The organism is Sulfitobacter sp. HI0027, from assembly GCF_001634775.1.
GTDB lineage: Bacteria > Pseudomonadota > Alphaproteobacteria > Rhodobacterales > Rhodobacteraceae > Sulfitobacter.
The window spans coordinates 1-15,375 of sequence record NZ_LWER01000145.1 but is presented as its reverse complement, the minus strand read 5'-3'; the positions used below and the strand labels follow the sequence as shown (position 1 = coordinate 15,375).

Here is a 15,375-nt window from a genome sequence, read left to right as displayed (position 1 = left end):
CACGGTCGCTGCCAATGGTGTCAGGCGCCTTGGCCATAATTTTGTTGCGCTACGGGCAGTTTCCCAAGATCAGATCAGCGATAACCGGAAGATGGTCGGAAGCGAGCCGAGCCGCATGATCTGTCTGACAGCGGTGCAGTATCGACTTCGGGCGGCAATATATGCGGTCCAGCGGGAAAATGGGCCGATACGCAGGGAACGTCTTCATGTGGCTGTGTCCAGGGAATTGTCTGTCCAATATCCGCCGCACCGCACCTCCGGCAATCCAATCGTTCAGATCGCCCATGAGCACCGAACACTCATCACTCTTCCGGACGATCTGCACTAGCTTTTGGGCTTGTTGGCGTCTTTCACGGAAACTCAAACCAAGATGTGCTGCCACAACGTGCAGAGAGCCATAGGGTGTATCCACCACTGTTTCGATCGCCACGCGCGGCTCACGCCGCTTGTAGGAAATGTCATGGTAGCGCGCCGCTGCCATCGGCCAGCAACTTATTACCGCATGGCCATAGTCGCCGTCCGGGGCGCGGATCAGACGGGTTGCATGGCTGTTGCCGCCAAGTTCCTTGTTTAGAAAATCAAACGCATCGGGTGTGGACGATGTCCGGCGACGCGAATCAATTTCCTGCAGCGCAATGATGTGCGGCTGATGGCTTTGGACCAAATCCACCACGCGCCGCAGATCACGGCGACGGTCCGGGCCTATGCCACCATGAATGTTCCATGTCATGACGCGGATGGTTGGTGAGAGGGCATTATCCATACGCCTGTTCACTCCCGGCGTTTCGGCCAGCCGAACGCGCGGACCGGACCAAACCAAGATGCTCTTTGTGGATCGAAAGCTGCGCGTGGGGCGTTAAGTTGCCATAGCGCGAAAAGGAAATCCTCATTTGGCAGCCGACGTCCGCCCCCAAAAACAGGACCGGAAACCAGCGTACAAAAGGCGCCGTTGGCTTGGCTATATTATCGCCGTCGTCGTGGCGACGCTGGCGCTTTACCTGCTCTATCGGACATTGTCCCGGTACGATTGGCCTGACCTCGTCGATGCAGTGACGGCGGTTTCTTGGGCACGGTTGTTTGCCGCCTTGGGCTTTTCGGTGCTGAGCTATCTTGCTTTGACCAGTTTTGACTGGCTGGCGTTGCAATATGTCGGTTGTCCATTGGAATACCGCAAAGTTGCCATCGCGTCTTTTGCAAGTTTGTCGATCGGCCATTCGTTGGGCTTGGCAGCGTTGTCCAGCGGGGCGATCCGCTATCGCTATTACACCCGCTGGGGGCTTGGTCGCGCTGATGTCGCACAACTGATCGTTTTCTGTGGGGCGACAGTTGGACTCGGGCTTGCCGCCCTCGGGGGCATAGCCCTGCTCGTAGCGCCGGAAATTGCGATAAACGCCTTGGGACTTAGCCCAGGTGTTGTCATGTTGATGGCTCTGGTTACGCTCGCTTGCCCAGTTCTGTATCTCGGGATGGCCGCTTTCGCGACGGGCGCAATCCACATTCGTGGGCACAAACTCGCGATGCCAAAGCTCTGGTTGGCCGTGGCGCAGTGTGTAATCGGACCAATGAATTTCGTCTTCGTTGCTGCCGCGCTGCATCAGACTGTTCTTTCCGTTGCCGAAATAAGTTACTTTCCTGTTGTCGCCGCCTACGTCAGCGCAAATGTCGCCACAATCGTCAGCCATGTGCCAGGCGGGCTTGGCGTGATTGAGGCTGTGCTGACCTACTTGTTGCCGGGCCAGGCCCTGATTGGCGCAATTCTCGTGTTCCGCTTAGTCTATTTTCTCATCCCTCTTTGTGCTGGGCTGGTGGTCTTAGGGGTTTCCGAGTTGTTTTTTTCGCGTACTGGGTCACGGCGGGCCACTCGGGACCATAGCCTGTGAAGCGCGTTGAGAAATGGAAGGGGCCGTTCGGGATCAAGTAGAAATGTGCCGGGAAACGATCGTGTCTTCCCCGGGCCTACGTTGACAGGCCGCAGGCTTTTGCCATCGCACAGCAGCCCGTCAATTATCTTACGCAGATTTCTTTTGCGCGCCGCCGATTGCTGCAGCTCCTCGCGTGCAACACCCAGATGTTCCCCTAACAGCGTGTCTCGCATACGATGGATCGTATCGCGAGCTTGCTGCGTCTGCGCGATTACGGTCACATCACATTCGGTGTCCAACCCCACCGAACGGTTGTTGAGGTTCGCCGAGCCAATGCGGAGAAAACGGTCGTCTATGATCATTACCTTGGAATGAATGAGCAGTCGGTGCTTTTCGTCGTTGTCCGTTACGGGGCAATAGACGTGAAGGCGATTGTGCGGGTCGACAGCCTTCAGTCGACGCAGCAGCCGCTCCCTGTTCGCCCCCATAATGAAGCGTTCTAGGATGCCGTTGGCGATAAGCGTGCAAATGACCACGATTTCTGGACCCTCCGGCTGCGCAAGCAACCGCTTGAGCATTCTGCCCATGCGCCGTCCAGTGAAATACTGCGCCTCAATATAGATCGTCTCGCGTGCCGCCTCCAACAAATCGTCCGTTAGCTGCGCCGCCTCTTCTATACCACGCTGAGCGCCTAATTTGGGTTTTGTCTGGGAAACCGCAACACTGATATTTTCGAAGTCAGGTTTCACCGCGCGAGGCCAACGGTCTTTAGTAGCCTGGACTGACAACGCTTCCCCTGTTGCATCGTACCATCGGGAATGCGCGATAGTACAAAGATCACTTACTACTGGCCCGTCCAGAACCATTTGGACATCATGGACCGGTTCATAGGGTGTCCCGTCAGTATCCTTTCGCAGCGGCTCGTCTGACGAGTGTTCAGGCTTGTCCCAGCGTGCAACCGTTAGATCCATTCCACCGACAAAAACCACCGCGTCATCAACGATAACAATCTTCTGATGATGAGATGCATAAAGGGGATGATGAGTGTCAAGTTGCAGGTGGATACGCTCATGGTCTGCCCAACCGGATCCGACAACGAGCGGCATAGCTGCACTTGGCGTATGAACAGTCGCCAGACTCCAGATTAGGACCCGAACATGGAGGTCCTCACGCTTTTCGACCAGTTCACGCAGCAGATCCCCCAGAACATCCGCATTAGGTCCGTCCTGAGGACGAAGACGAATACTCGCGTCAAAATCCCAGCCGATAATTGTAATGGATCGTTCAGCCGTTCTTAGGACGGCGTCCAAAGCTGCGAAATAAGATGCACCATCTATCAGTACCGCCGCACGGTGTGCGATTGATATGGCAGAGCAGTTACGACCGGGTGAGAGAACCGGCTGCGCTTCTGCCGCAGTCGGGTTTATTAGGTCATGCGTTCGCTGCCTGTTCATCTCACCCACCTTATCGAAAGTGAACGCATATGCCAGAACGTTGGCCGTACTGTCGGCCGAGGATTGTGGCGATACTGTTCATGCACTTCACTTCGCAAGCTATTGTCTTACATAGAACTATTCCTGCGCGAAAAATGTTCCAGCATAGCCAGATAGCGTGTCCATTTGATTACTTCTGGCTAAATTTTGTGGCAGAACGCGGTTTTAGGCGGGCTGAAGCAGCCAAGGTGGCCGTTTTGATGGTGCCGTTGGCGATTTTGATCAGCCTTCGTACGATTGCTAAGATTGTGAGTATGGTATTTTGGTTTGATGATCTTCGAATACATTAACGGGTTCTACAATCTGCGCCGCCGTAATCCAACATTGGAATAGAAAAGCCCTGTCGTTTTCGAATGGCAGACGGCTTAAACGAGCACTGGGGACGGCACGAAACCAGAACAAGGAATTCAAACACCGGGCTAAATGTCGTGGGTATTTTTCCAAACGAGGCTGCGTTCACGCGGTTGGTTGGCGCTCTGATGTTAGAGCAGAATAATGAGTGGGCAATCACACGGCGCTACATGACACTAGAAACCGTCGCCACTATTTGCGACACTCTCCCCATGGACCCGGCGACAATCGCCGCTCTGGAACTGCGGTCGAGTCAAAGCGGAAGAGCAAAATTACACCATTCCGTCGGGCATTATCAGAACTGCGAGGCTTCTTGGACAGATGACAAGGCTTCAAGTGGGATTATGGGCGGTAGTGGCCATTGTCGCTCTTGGCGCAACGGTAGTCGTCGTTTGCGGGTGCCTTTTCTGTTGATTGTCACCGAGAACTGATGGGGTGGATACCCTTCCGACGGCATCGCGGTGTGCCAATTGGTGATATCTCCGGCGACACTTTTGTGTCACGCCACCAAAGGCAGAAGAGTCTATTCTATCGACACCCGGCGATGAACGAAATTACAAAAACCGTCTCGTTGTGGAAACCGCGCATCAGATACAGCTTGCTGAGATCAGGATGAGCCGATCTTCTTCTACGCTGCGGCGGGCGTATTCTTCAAGGTATGGGCTTGTGTCCGCTGATTAGCCTTGAACGACTTCCCTTAATGATTTTTCAATCTCTCCGCCGCACCAGACGTTGCCGAAGCGCTTCCGGCTTTCCTCGGCCTGCGCAGAAAGCGCGCCCTGGGATCGGGCCTGTTCCACAAGTGTGGCAACATTCGGTGCCTCCGCGCTAAGAAGTGCGCGAAGCTGGGGTAACCGCTCGGTCATCGTTCCCCAGAGAGTTCCGGTCGCGATATAACCGAGTTCGTTCTGGTTTGCAGAAAGAAGATCCTGCACGACCGCTGCCTCCCAGATCTTCATCCAGCGACGTAAGCGAGGAAGAAAATGTGTCCAAGACTCTGTCGTCCACATCGTCTTGCCGCCATTGAGCGTCATCTCGTCCAAGACGTCATTGGCATCGTTTATAACCTTCAGCGCGCGCGCTTTCTGATGCGGCTCGCTTGGAGTCAAATTGAATTGCTCGGCTAACCAGAGGCAGATCGCAGGCATTTCGGCGATCGCTTTGCCAGATGCATTGTCTACCAACAATGGCGGTGCCATGTGCGGGACGGGCTGCTCGCGCGGGTCCATATCCATCATCGCACTGACCGCGTCGCTATCAGGCTCGTCAACTGTTGCGCCAGCATGGGCGAGAAGCGCACGGACGAATTCACCGCGAAACGGCACAGGCCAGTAATAGAGGGTGAAGTTTGGCATATTTAGCAGTTCCTTTTGATGCACGTGCGAATGGAATTCTGTTCAGTTGACCATTCAGAAGAATGTTCCGTTCAAACCACGATCAAGTTACGGGCACAGACAGGTGCCGCAAACGGGTGCTCATTGCTCATGGGGTGACGTCGAACCAACTCGTCTGACCATGTTCGCCAGCTTACTGGGTGCGTTCAGTGAGTTCTCCGCAAGCGATCCGGTCTCCTGCATCACCGGCCGGCTGACTTTCGTAATCATCCAAGCCTTGGTGCATAACGAAGGCAGAGCCATCTGAGTCCAACAGGTCGTTCTGCACGGATAAAAATGGCAGAAAAACTTCTATTTCACCAACTCCATTGGATTTTACGGTCAAGTTTGGCATGTCACCGGGGTGGGGGCCGCCGTCAACCAACACACCATGTTTGCGATCACCTGCAACATGCCCGCCAGCGGATTTAAAATCCTCTGAGGAACAATCGCCAGTTTCATGTAGGTGAATGCCATGCACGCCTTTGGGCAAGCTGTTTAACGTGAGCGTCGCTAAGGCCACACCAGAGGGCAAATCTTGTATCATCACGGCACCAAGCCTCTTGCCGTCGCGATCATGTACAGTTGCAGTAACCTCCGCAGCGGCAACGGCTGCTGCTGACAAGCTGAAATAGATTGCAGCTCCGATAAGAACTTTCATGTTTTTCTCCTTTTGGCCAACAAGAACGGGCCCTCTAGTGACAAACCCTCGTACGCTGAAAACTTCCCAAATATTCGGTCACTTCTTTAGGGGGGTGTAGACTTTAGAAACTCGTTTAAGATTTTTCGTTCGCATCTATCCGCCCCCCGGTTGCATCGTCACGAACCGGACCGCACGGCAACAACTTCGATTTCAACCAGCCATGATGGGTTAGCGAGTCCGGCAACTTCAAAAACGGATCGGGTCGGCAGTTCGGGTTGCTCCTCGGTGCCGAAGTACTGAGTATAGCCCTTCATAAAGCCCTCAAAGTCCATCCCATCGCTGCCTTCGGGAGCGACGAGATAGGCCTGCATTTTGATGACATCGCCCATATCGAGGTCAATCCCGGCAAGCTTCTTCTCAATCGACGCCAGAACGCTGGCAGTTTGGGTTGCCGTATCCCCGAAATACTCGGGCGAGCCCTTCTCTGCCGTTTCATCGGCGACCTCAGGGACGGTGCCGCTGAGATAAACCAAAGTGGCATCCGCTGGCACCTCTACCGCTTGCAGGATCGGGAAGTCGGAATCCGGCAATCCATGGCGGACAACTTCCGAACTTTGCGCGAATGCTGCGGTGGCCGTAAGTGCGGTGGTCGCGGCGAGGGGGGCGATAAATTTGCGGATCATTCGTGTTCCTCCGTATTCTGATCTACTGGTTCGGCGGGACGGGCATCGGCCACGGCATCAAGCGTGCCATCTGCCTCATAGTCATTGCCAAGGTTGGTTTGCAGATAATCGGTAATGGCGAGCACCTGCTTGTCATCAAGGAAATGGCCGAAGCTGGGCATGGCAGCCTGACCGTTAATGATGATGTAGGTCGCGTAACCGGCGAATTCGAGGTTCGGGTTCCCGCTGAGCGCAGGGTATTTCCCGGCTCCGACTGCGCCTGACCCATCGGCCATATGACAGCCAGAGCAGAGCGACTGATACAATTCCTCGCCATCCTCGCTGACATATTCCTCAACCCATTCACCTCCATCTGCCATGGCGGTGATCTCGCGCTCTTGGGGCCGTGCTTCGACCTCGGTAGAGGTCTCGCCCGTTTCAGTTTCTTGCGCGGCGCGCGTGTCTACTTCATCGTCTTGGGCATAGAGCGGCAACGTGCCGAGCATACCTACGATCGCGGCTGTGATAAAAGTCTGTCGCATGGCTTCACCCGTTGATTACTTTGTCATGGAGACGCGAAATCGCATCGAGAGAGGAGAGGATCGCCCCTTCCTGCCAGGCTGGCAGATAGGAAAGATGCTCGCCGGCGCACACCACGCGATTGTCGATCTTGATCGCTTCGTCGTAATCGTCGCGGTTTTCCCAGATGCCAGAACAGCCCAGCACCCATGGCACCTTGTGCCACGCAACACTCACACCGGTTTTGAATTCATCGCGGTACTGCGGGTGAATCTTAGCCCCTTCCCGCAGCGCCCATTCCAGCCGCTCATCAGGTTCCATCGCGTTGAACTTGTAAGAATTTTCGCCGCGCCATGTGTAACCGCCCAAAAGCACACCCGGCCCGTCTGAGAAATAGCCGGTGGAGGGATAGCTGATCTGCCCGATGGCCAGATCGGTATAGCTGATCCCGCCATAGATATCCTCGTCTTCCTCCCAGAAGCGCCGCTTAAATTCGAGGCCCCATTTGGTCGATCCATTGTAGTACATCGAACTGATCGCATTCGCCAAACCGCCCGAAAGATTATGGTCGATCTGACCGAGGATGGAAAAGGGGATGGTGCAAACGCAGTAGTCCGCCTTGCTGGTTTTCTGGCCACCGCCGGCGCTGTCTTCCCAAGTCACCGTCACGCCATTCTCGTCCTGCTGAAGCGAGACGACCTTGGCGTTATAGGTAATGAGATCCCCGACCTCACGCTCAAACCCTTTGGCGATACCGTCCATCCCACCGACGGGCTGGAACATGGGGGCTTGGTGGTCGACGGTCTCATGTGTGGCGAGATATTCCCACAGGCGTGACTGCAAGACTTCCTGCGGGTTAAGCAGGTCAGACGCCTCTGGTGCCGCGCCCACACCGCCGCCGGGCTGTTTGGCATAGCCACGGTATTCGCTGGTCTCCAAGCTTTTGACGTACTCGTTCTGCTCATTCAGCACACCGAAGGAACGCAGGCTTTCCAGCAAGACTTCGCGGTCCTCTGCGGTGACCAGCTCATCCAGTTTGCCTTGGTTCACGGCCTTGGCCAGCAGTTCCGAGATATGGCCCCGGTAATCGGTCTTGATGTCCTTCAAACGCTGTGGCTTGCCGCCATAGGCGTCCGACTTGTGAAGGTAAGAGTTGTAGTTCAGCTGGATAAATGGCTCCAGCGGCACCTTGAGCCGCTTGCAATAATCCAGAACGGCATGGTGGTTGTGCGGAAGCCGCCACGGGCCGGGGTTGATGTAGTTGCCTTCGGCAAAATCAACGTTCTGCGTTGCGCCGCCAAGTTCTGTGTAGCTGTCGCCCGAACGCAGGGTCCAGCATCGGCCGCCCGCCTTTTCGCGGAACTCCAACACTTCGACTTCATAGCCAGCCGCTCGCATTTCATAAGCAGCGGTCAGACCGGCAAGCCCGGCGCCAAGGATCAGCACCTTTGCGCCCTGCGGATCGCCGTCCAGCTTGATCGGACCGCTATAGTCCGACGGGGCGGCGAAACCCATTGATGCCATGGCATGATACATGGCGGTACTGCCCGCGGCAGTGCCGATCATAGCCAAGAGATTGCGACGTGTGATTTCACTCATGGTAGGCTCCCGGGCTGGTAAGTATGAGGCGCGATGGGCATCGCAGCGGTGGCGCAGGAGTTGCGCATGTCGCAGCCAAACGCCTTTCAATCTAACCCGTGCGGGAATATTAAGTTCCGAAAAAGGTCAACATAGCGTAAGTCGGTCCGGGTTAGATGCGACGCGCGCGCGCTGCAAAGCACAATTGAACGGCTCGGAGACGAATTTGCGGTCGAGAACGGTTGGCGCCAAGGAACGTTTCTTCATACGACCATCAAACCATGTCCCGAGGGATCGTTTCGTTCCAGCTTTGACATCGCACCCGCGCCCCATTTTCCCAAGCGTCTAACTCGGCCGTAAGATAGAAATTTTCTTGGTCTGACGTCAGGCAAGTGCGGGTGCGTGTTTCGATCAGCCATCCGTCGCGTTGCAGGGTCCGATACCATTCGGTTTCGCCAGTAGCAGACGTGAAATCTCCCGGTCTTGCACCATAGATTTCTACCGCCCGCGCCCCGACCGTTAGGTCAATTCGGTCCAGTCGCATCTTTCCTCGGTCGTCGGTGACGCGTAACTCCGTCCATTGTCGCCCTAGATCCTGATGGATGACCCATTCGTGCGCGGGTGGTGCCAATGAGGTTACCGAAGGAGCCGGTGATTGGATTGGCGCTCCGAATTCCAGCGCTTCATCGCTGACTTTGGGAGTACGACAGGGCAGTGTCAGCATGCTTTTTTCTGTGCGGATCGTCAAGCGCACAGAGGCGGGCGGAGTCCATGCCAAGGGCCAGTAAACGGTCGAGATCGACAGACGTACACGGTGACCTTTAGGTATCTTCTGCGCAACGTAGCACATTGGTACTCGGACTCGATAAAAGCATCCCGGTTTCAACTCTTCAGGATGTTCACGGCTGTCACGGTGGGTTAGATTTAACATTCCATATGTGATGCGGGTTACTTGATGATCAGGCCGCATGTCGGACAGCCTCACCGCGACCATGGCTACGGGACAATCACTGGCCAGCTTCAATTCGACCTCTGGCGCCCCCAAAATATACATATCTTCTGTTAATGGATCGGACTGGAAAACCAACGCACCACCGTCGTCTGCGCGCTGATCGCTTGCCAGATCGGGACCATTGGCATAGGAACACCACTTGCCGGAATGTAGACCCAAAGTCACCGGCGACTGCACATCCAGGTTAACTTCTTCTTCCTTCTGCGATGGTATTTTCTTTTCGGGACGCAGATTTCGTCCTTCAGCGATCGTAAATCGTTCGAATGTGATATCTGGCGCGGGCCAAATGGTTTCTCCAACCCAGTGGCCCGGGCGATGATCGTATTCCGGATTAGGCGGAGCGCTATCCAGCATCCACGCAGTGATCATCGGGTCGTCCTCCACGCCGGTGTCTTTGCCCTTGAGCCAGCGGTCCCACCAACGCAACAACTCGGATAGAAAATCAATGGCCGGGCCCGGACGGCCGAAATGTGGATAGATATGGCCCCACGGGCCAACCATCCCCTTGCGGGGAACGTCAAGGTTTTCCATGAGTCGGAAAACAGAGTTGGTATAGCCGTCCGCCCAGCCACTAACCGCAAAGACCGGTACCTTGATGGCGGAATAGTCCTCACGCACAGAGCCATGTCGCCAATAGGCATCGCGCCGTTGGTGTTGCAGCCAATTCTTCAGCCATAGGTCGGAGTTATCTAAACGTTCCAGCCACATGTCGCGCCAGCGACTGCCGACCAGCGCAGGGTCCGGGGGCATGGTGTTATAGGAGAACATTACCGACGCCCATGATAGGTTGTCGCCCAGCAAACAGCCGCCCATGTGGTGGATATCATCCGAATAACGATCATCAGTTGAAGACATCGTAACGATGGCCTTTAGTGATTCCGGCTGCATCGCGGCAATCTGCAAGGCGTTAAAGCCGCCCCATGAGATTCCCATCATACCAATATTACCATCGCACCAAGGTTGATCGGCGATCCAATGCAGTGCGGCAACGCCGTCGTCCAACTCGCTTTGCAAATACTCATCCCTCAGCACACCTTCACTTTCACCGCTGCCGCGAATGTCCAACCGGATACAGGCATAGCCGTGTCCAGCTAGATATGGATGGGTGTGTTCATCGCGAATAGCCGTGCCAAACCTTTTACGGTAGGGGATGTATTCTAGGATAGCCGGTACTGGGACGTTCTCCGAATTTTTGGGCCGCCAAATTCGAGCGGCTAGTCGGATCCCATCGGTTGAGGGAATGAACACATTTTCTTCTTCGATCACCTCGTTCGGAAATGTGCTTATCGTTTTCATCAATGCCTCCTGTTCGCGGCTTAGTCCGTGTCGTCCATTGGCTTAATCAGGAACACCAGCGAGTCCCGGCAACGTCTATATGCATCCTCAATGAACTCGGCGCTCTCGCCCCCCAGAAAGACATCCATTAACTCGAACGAATAGCTGTCCTGATCGACTAGTTCAGAGAGGTTCTGACCCTCATTAACCAACAATTGTACCTTCAGGTCGGGCATCAATGCGCAGAGCTTGTCGATCTCTTCTTGGCACGGGACAGTGTGAACAACACCATTTGCTTCGTGGCTACGGACCATGAACTTGGCGGCCATAGGGCTAGTGCCCTTACGTTTAGGTCTGTCGGGCGTCTGCCCGAGCGCCAACTCAATGATTTGTTTGTGATGGGAGCAGCCATCGACGATTTCAAAAAGCGGAGCATGGGATTTTGAAAGCCGGGTGTTGATTTCCAGCAGGTTTAATGCACCGGTTTCGGGATCATGGAAAAACTCCACATTGAAAGGACCGTTGTCGAATCCCACCTGCGTGAGCACCTTGGTCACTTGTTGTTGCGCTGCTTCAACCACTTCCCCGGGCAACTCGGCGGGGTAGTAATAGCTTGATAAACTAGACATGTGGCGCCCGGACCGCCTGCTTTCGATGGCCCCGTAAATCGTTGTTTCGCCTTTGTGCCTATAGCCCTCGAAGGTGAAAAGCTGATCTTCCGAGATCAATTCTTCAGCAACAGCGTAATTACCATCAATTTTGTCTGTGGGAAGTTCTGCCGGATCAAGGTGCTTGAGAAAGGCGTTGAACGGTTCACCGTACCTATGAATGGCCCTGCGGCAAGCGCTGAGTGCTTGGGTTAGTTCCGAAGCTTCACGTACGCGATACCCAAGCATGGATGAATGACCCTTCACCGGCTTTAGCCAGAATGGAAACGGCAGCGGCGGCTTTCGCACGATATCTGGATCGAAAGGATTGATGGCAACCACGCGAGGCGTGTGATCTGGCAGAGCATCCTGCTGATATTGACGCATCCAGTATTTATGCTCGCAGCGTGCCACTGCTTCGGGCGATGCGGCAATCAATCCATGGTCACGGCACAGAAGACTCACCAATGCGGAGACGGGGAAATCAAGATGGCCAATTATAGCGTCCGGCGGGCGATCGAAACCGCTGATGATTGCCCGGGCTTCATTCAGCAAGGTGTCAAAATCGAAGGTACCGTTAGGTTGAACATCGGTACGGTGCAGAACCTGTTCCAACTGCCAGTCTTTTGCCTCAGGTATTCGACCAATCATTTCCTGATGAAAAGCGTCGGAGCCTACGATGCAAACAAGCTTCTTCGCGGTCTGGTTTCTCGTTGCACTCGCCATGATCGACGCCCTCTTTCGTACCCCCACATATCAAAACAACAGCCCGCGAATGAGAATGTTCCTTGCGGATTGCTTTCGTTCGCCGGGGGCAGCAGAACTCGGAAAAAAGAAGTTAGACGAAACAACAGCTTGATCCTCGCCAGGAACTCTTCGCAAAGATAAGGGTTTTCGTACATAGGAGTTCTGAGGTCAAAGTATCTAAGTTCCACTGAGGTCGCCTCACTGCGCAGAGGATTGTTTAAAAAGGGCGAAACATAGGTGAGGGTGAAGTTTGGGGTGCGAGGCCACCCGGGCTTGCTGGGAGGATTTGAGACCGAGACCTCGCACCCATGGTTAAGATTTTTTGGTGCGCCAAGATGCTTGGTTGCACCTCTAACGCAATCTACAGGATATCTGTATTTATGGAGCGGGAAGACGAAGCCGATACCATTGCGCAGCAACTGTACGAGTCTACAGGCGGCGAGATTAGGTTAGCTCTTCCATTAGGTTTGGGCAAACCACTGACGCTGGTAGACGCTCTGGTACGTGGCGCCCGCAACGTACCAGAGCGGAAGCTGTCTATTTTTACGGCGCTCACCCTGGAGCGACCTCCATTGTCATCGGACATGGAACAGCGATTTCTTGAGCCAGCGCTCGACCGACTTTTCGGTGCCTATCCCGGCCCCCTCTATGTGAGGATGCTGCGCGAAGGGACCTTGCCGAGCAACGTCACGGTAAATGAATTTTTCCTGTTTGCTGGTCGATGGCTGGGGGTGGACGCAATGCAGCAAGCCTATATCGCAGCGAATTACACCCATGCCCGCGACGTTCTGTTGGATCGACAGCCCAATGTTCTGCTCCAACTGGTCGCAGAGAAAGGTGGTCAGTTTTCGCTGTCGTCCAACACCGATATTTCCGCCGATCTGTTTGCATTTCGCGCCGCGGGTAAGGTCGATTTCCAAGTGGCATTCGAGGTGCATCCCGAGATGCCTTTCATGCAGGGCGATGGTGCCGTAATGAACGCAAATGAGGCGGATCACGTCCTGCATGGCGTTCCCGACTACAATCTTTTTTCGGCAGTACGCCGCCCGGTCGAGGACGCCGCGCATGCGATCGGGCTGCACGTGAGCGGCCTCATCAGAGACGGGGGGACGCTGCAGATCGGCATCGGGGGCATCGGCGACGCTGTGGCGCATGCTTTGATACTCCGCGATGAAGGAAAAATGCACACCATCCAACGTGGTTGCCCATTCCCGCAAGGGGATCGACACGAGGCGCCGTTTCGAGAGGGCCTTTACGCTGTCACTGAAATGCTGGTTGGCGGGCTACTAGCACTTTTCGAGGCTGGGATTTTAAGGCGCGAAGTCGATGGCGCCGTGATTGATGCAGGTTTTTTTGTCGAAACGCGCGATTTTTACAAACGCTTGCGATGCTTGCCCGAAGATCAACGCGCGAAAATCGCGATGCGGCCCGTGAGTTTCACCAATTCCCTTTATGGCGATGAGGAGGCGAAACGTGCTGCGCGCGTGAACGCTAGGTTCGTCAATGGGGCCATGCAAGTGAGCCTTTTGGGCGACGTCATGTCTGACACGTTGGACGACGGACAGGTGGTCAGCGGTGTCGGCGGGCAATTCAATTTCGTCGAACAGGCCTTTGCGCTGGAGGGGGGGCGTTCCATCATCACGCTTCCTGCCTGGCGAATGAGCAAAGGCAGACCGTGCAGCAACATTCGCTGGGCGATCGATACCGTGACAGTGCCGCGTCACATGCGCGATCTGGTTGTGACCGAATATGGTGCCGCCGACCTGCGCGGATTATCCGACGCGCAGGTGATCGGCGCTCTGCTGAACATATCCGATAGTCGTTTCCAGGACAAATTGATGGCCCAGGCCAAATCAGCGGGGAAACTTCCCGATGATTATGAAATCCCGAAAGCCCACCGCCAGAACTATCCTAAGCGGGTCCATGCATGGATTGAGGAGCATCGTAGGACGCTTCCAGCTTTCCCGCTCGGCAGTGACTTCGATGATATCGAGCGCGTTTTGCTGCCTGCGCTGGAAGAGCTCAAGATGCTTTCATCAACATGGCGAGGCAAAGCGCAGTTGTTGGCCGCATCGTTGTGTCTTCCGCCGCATGTGAAGGAGCGCGAGGCATTGTTGCGTATGGGGTTCCAGACCAACAAGAGCGTCGCCGCACGCGCCTTGCAAGGTGCGTTGAGACGGACGGTGCGCTGACTTCGCCTGTGCAGAGCCTCGAATTCATTCTCTGCTAAAGTCGCAGAACGGTAATTCGGCAACATCATGCTGCTCTCGAATGAACCTGGAACAAGCCAGCAAACCGGCTGTTGGGCCTACAGTACCAAGAGAAAGGAGAACGCCATGACTATTGCACGAGTAACCGAGATATCTGCAACGTCACCGGATAGTTTCGACGACGCCGCCAAGCAGGGTATTGAACGTGCTTCAAAGACGCTGCGAGGGATCAAGAGTGCTTGGATAAAAGATCAGAATGTAATGGTCGAGGATGGAAAGATTACGGAATTCAAGGTCAATTTGTCCGTAACTTTTGTCTTGGACGACTGACAGCTACTATCGTAGCTTGTCCGGGTTAGCATCTGAATAGATGCCTGGGCCATCTGACACTATTCTGGTGCCAGATGGCACTGTTTTTATGCGGACCGGAATTTTCCCGCCGGGAGTGTGCGTAATTTTGTGCCCTGACGCCTTTAGTTACGCCATGGGAAAGCGTTCTTCGAACATGATGGCGAGTTGGCTTTTAACGCGGTGCCATTCACGCACAGATCGCTTCCACTCGACTGAAGTAGCATTGAGCGCCAAGTAGATCAACTTTGCTGCCGCCTCATCGCTCGGGAAGTGGCCTCGGGTTCGCACCGCACGCCGGATTTTTGAGTTCAAGGCTTCTATGGCGGGAGTGTGCGTAATTTTGTGCCCTGACGCCTTTAGTTACGCCATGGGAAAGCGTTCTTCGAACATGATGGCGAGTTGGCTTTTAACGCGGTGCCATTCACGCACAGATCGCTTCCACTCGACTGAAGTAGCATTGAGCGCCAAGTAGATCAACTTTGCTGCCGCCTCATCGCTCGGGAAGTGGCCTCGGGTTCGCACCGCACGCCGGATTTTTGAGTTCAAGGCTTCTATGGCATTCGTTGTGTAAATCAATCGGCGCACTTCGGGCGGGTAGTCGAGAAACGGGATCACCTCGTTCCAGGCTCGGCGCCAGCTCGGTGCAATGGCC

14 protein-coding genes and 1 pseudogene are annotated in these 15,375 nt (G+C 54.9%); 4 read left to right on the top strand and 11 right to left on the bottom strand.

What is annotated here, in order from left to right:
- Positions 1-49: 49 nt before the first annotated feature.
- Positions 50-763, bottom strand: coding sequence for an endonuclease/exonuclease/phosphatase family protein (locus tag A3722_RS08565; RefSeq protein WP_082849412.1), 714 nt, complete (start codon positions 761-763; stop codon positions 50-52).
- A gap of 127 nt (positions 764-890) precedes the next feature.
- Between A3722_RS08565 and A3722_RS08560 the strand changes: the two genes are divergently transcribed.
- Complete coding sequence (locus tag A3722_RS08560) at positions 891-1,880, top strand: lysylphosphatidylglycerol synthase domain-containing protein (RefSeq protein WP_082849411.1); 990 nt, start codon at positions 891-893, stop codon at positions 1,878-1,880.
- Here A3722_RS08560 and A3722_RS23255 read toward each other — a convergent pair.
- Complete coding sequence (locus A3722_RS23255) at positions 1,775-3,316, bottom strand: phospholipase D-like domain-containing protein (protein WP_082849410.1); 1,542 nt, start codon at positions 3,314-3,316, stop codon at positions 1,775-1,777. The two genes, A3722_RS08560 and A3722_RS23255, sit on opposite strands and share 106 nt — an antisense overlap.
- A 464-nt stretch (positions 3,317-3,780) precedes the next feature.
- Here A3722_RS23255 and A3722_RS25290 point away from each other — a divergent pair.
- Positions 3,781-3,915: pseudogene (locus tag A3722_RS25290) on the top strand (IS256 family transposase); the annotation flags it as partial.
- A 468-nt stretch (positions 3,916-4,383) separates the two neighbouring features.
- On the opposite strand, the gene A3722_RS08545 reads toward A3722_RS25290, so the two are convergent.
- The 7 genes from A3722_RS08545 to A3722_RS08515 form a co-directional block, all read right to left on the bottom strand.
- Positions 4,384-5,061: a glutathione S-transferase N-terminal domain-containing protein gene (locus A3722_RS08545; RefSeq protein ID WP_067631327.1), complete on the bottom strand. Its 678-nt coding sequence runs from the start codon at positions 5,059-5,061 to the stop codon at positions 4,384-4,386.
- 172 nt (positions 5,062-5,233) lie between these two features.
- Positions 5,234-5,740: a superoxide dismutase family protein gene (locus A3722_RS08540; RefSeq protein ID WP_067631324.1), complete on the bottom strand. Its 507-nt coding sequence runs from the start codon at positions 5,738-5,740 to the stop codon at positions 5,234-5,236.
- Between the two features lie 158 nt (positions 5,741-5,898).
- Positions 5,899-6,405 (bottom strand): RidA family protein, encoded by a 507-nt coding sequence (locus A3722_RS08535; protein WP_067631321.1) that lies wholly within the window; start codon positions 6,403-6,405, stop codon positions 5,899-5,901.
- Complete coding sequence (locus A3722_RS08530; protein WP_067631318.1) at positions 6,402-6,926, bottom strand: c-type cytochrome; 525 nt, start codon at positions 6,924-6,926, stop codon at positions 6,402-6,404. The genes A3722_RS08535 and A3722_RS08530 overlap by 4 nt, the downstream gene beginning before the upstream one ends.
- A gap of 4 nt (positions 6,927-6,930) precedes the next feature.
- Positions 6,931-8,502: a flavin monoamine oxidase family protein gene (locus tag A3722_RS08525; protein WP_067631315.1), complete on the bottom strand. Its 1,572-nt coding sequence runs from the start codon at positions 8,500-8,502 to the stop codon at positions 6,931-6,933.
- Between the two features lie 253 nt (positions 8,503-8,755).
- Entirely contained in the window at positions 8,756-10,789 is a 2,034-nt protein-coding gene (locus tag A3722_RS08520) for a CocE/NonD family hydrolase (RefSeq protein WP_067631312.1), read from the bottom strand.
- Between the two features lie 20 nt (positions 10,790-10,809).
- Complete coding sequence (locus A3722_RS08515) at positions 10,810-12,141, bottom strand: ATP-grasp domain-containing protein (RefSeq protein ID WP_067631309.1); 1,332 nt, start codon at positions 12,139-12,141, stop codon at positions 10,810-10,812.
- A 401-nt stretch (positions 12,142-12,542) separates the two neighbouring features.
- Between A3722_RS08515 and A3722_RS08510 the strand changes: the two genes are divergently transcribed.
- Together A3722_RS08510 and A3722_RS08505 are read left to right on the top strand one after the other, a co-directional pair.
- A complete protein-coding gene (locus A3722_RS08510; RefSeq protein ID WP_067916056.1) occupies positions 12,543-14,354 on the top strand; it encodes an acetyl-CoA hydrolase/transferase C-terminal domain-containing protein in 1,812 nt (603 codons plus the stop codon).
- A 144-nt stretch (positions 14,355-14,498) separates the two neighbouring features.
- Positions 14,499-14,702 carry a dodecin family protein gene (locus A3722_RS08505; protein ID WP_067627044.1) on the top strand — a complete coding sequence of 68 codons (204 nt, stop codon included), beginning with the start codon at positions 14,499-14,501 and terminating at the stop codon, positions 14,700-14,702.
- Positions 14,703-14,849: 147 nt separating this feature from the next.
- Here the strand turns inward: A3722_RS08505 and A3722_RS23245 are convergent, their stop codons facing one another.
- Both A3722_RS23245 and A3722_RS08500 read right to left on the bottom strand, forming a co-directional pair.
- Positions 14,850-15,062, bottom strand: a complete 213-nt coding sequence (locus tag A3722_RS23245) for a transposase (RefSeq protein ID WP_443068608.1) — start codon at positions 15,060-15,062, stop codon at positions 14,850-14,852.
- Positions 15,063-15,083: 21 nt separating this feature from the next.
- The coding region (locus A3722_RS08500) for a transposase (RefSeq protein ID WP_201721990.1) at positions 15,084-15,375 on the bottom strand (292 nt) is incomplete at its 5' end.

What these genes read in the sequence shown, in the direction of transcription:
- A3722_RS08545 (WP_067631327.1), bottom strand. Translation starts at nt 5,061, where the DNA reads ATGCCAAACTTCACCCTCTATTACTGGCCTGTGCCGTTTCGCGGTGAA.
- A3722_RS23255 (WP_082849410.1), bottom strand. Translation starts at nt 3,316, where the DNA reads ATGAACAGGCAGCGAACGCATGACCTAATAAACCCGACTGCGGCAGAA.
- A3722_RS08515 (WP_067631309.1), bottom strand. Translation starts at nt 12,141, where the DNA reads ATGGCGAGTGCAACGAGAAACCAGACCGCGAAGAAGCTTGTTTGCATC.
- A3722_RS08540 (WP_067631324.1), bottom strand. Translation starts at nt 5,740, where the DNA reads ATGAAAGTTCTTATCGGAGCTGCAATCTATTTCAGCTTGTCAGCAGCA.
- A3722_RS08520 (WP_067631312.1), bottom strand. Translation starts at nt 10,789, where the DNA reads ATGAAAACGATAAGCACATTTCCGAACGAGGTGATCGAAGAAGAAAAT.
- A3722_RS08505 (WP_067627044.1), top strand. Translation starts at nt 14,499, where the DNA reads ATGACTATTGCACGAGTAACCGAGATATCTGCAACGTCACCGGATAGT.
- A3722_RS08525 (WP_067631315.1), bottom strand. Translation starts at nt 8,502, where the DNA reads ATGAGTGAAATCACACGTCGCAATCTCTTGGCTATGATCGGCACTGCC.
- A3722_RS08530 (WP_067631318.1), bottom strand. Translation starts at nt 6,926, where the DNA reads ATGCGACAGACTTTTATCACAGCCGCGATCGTAGGTATGCTCGGCACG.
- A3722_RS08510 (WP_067916056.1), top strand. Translation starts at nt 12,543, where the DNA reads ATGGAGCGGGAAGACGAAGCCGATACCATTGCGCAGCAACTGTACGAG.
- A3722_RS08565 (WP_082849412.1), bottom strand. Translation starts at nt 763, where the DNA reads ATGGATAATGCCCTCTCACCAACCATCCGCGTCATGACATGGAACATT.
- A3722_RS08535 (WP_067631321.1), bottom strand. Translation starts at nt 6,405, where the DNA reads ATGATCCGCAAATTTATCGCCCCCCTCGCCGCGACCACCGCACTTACG.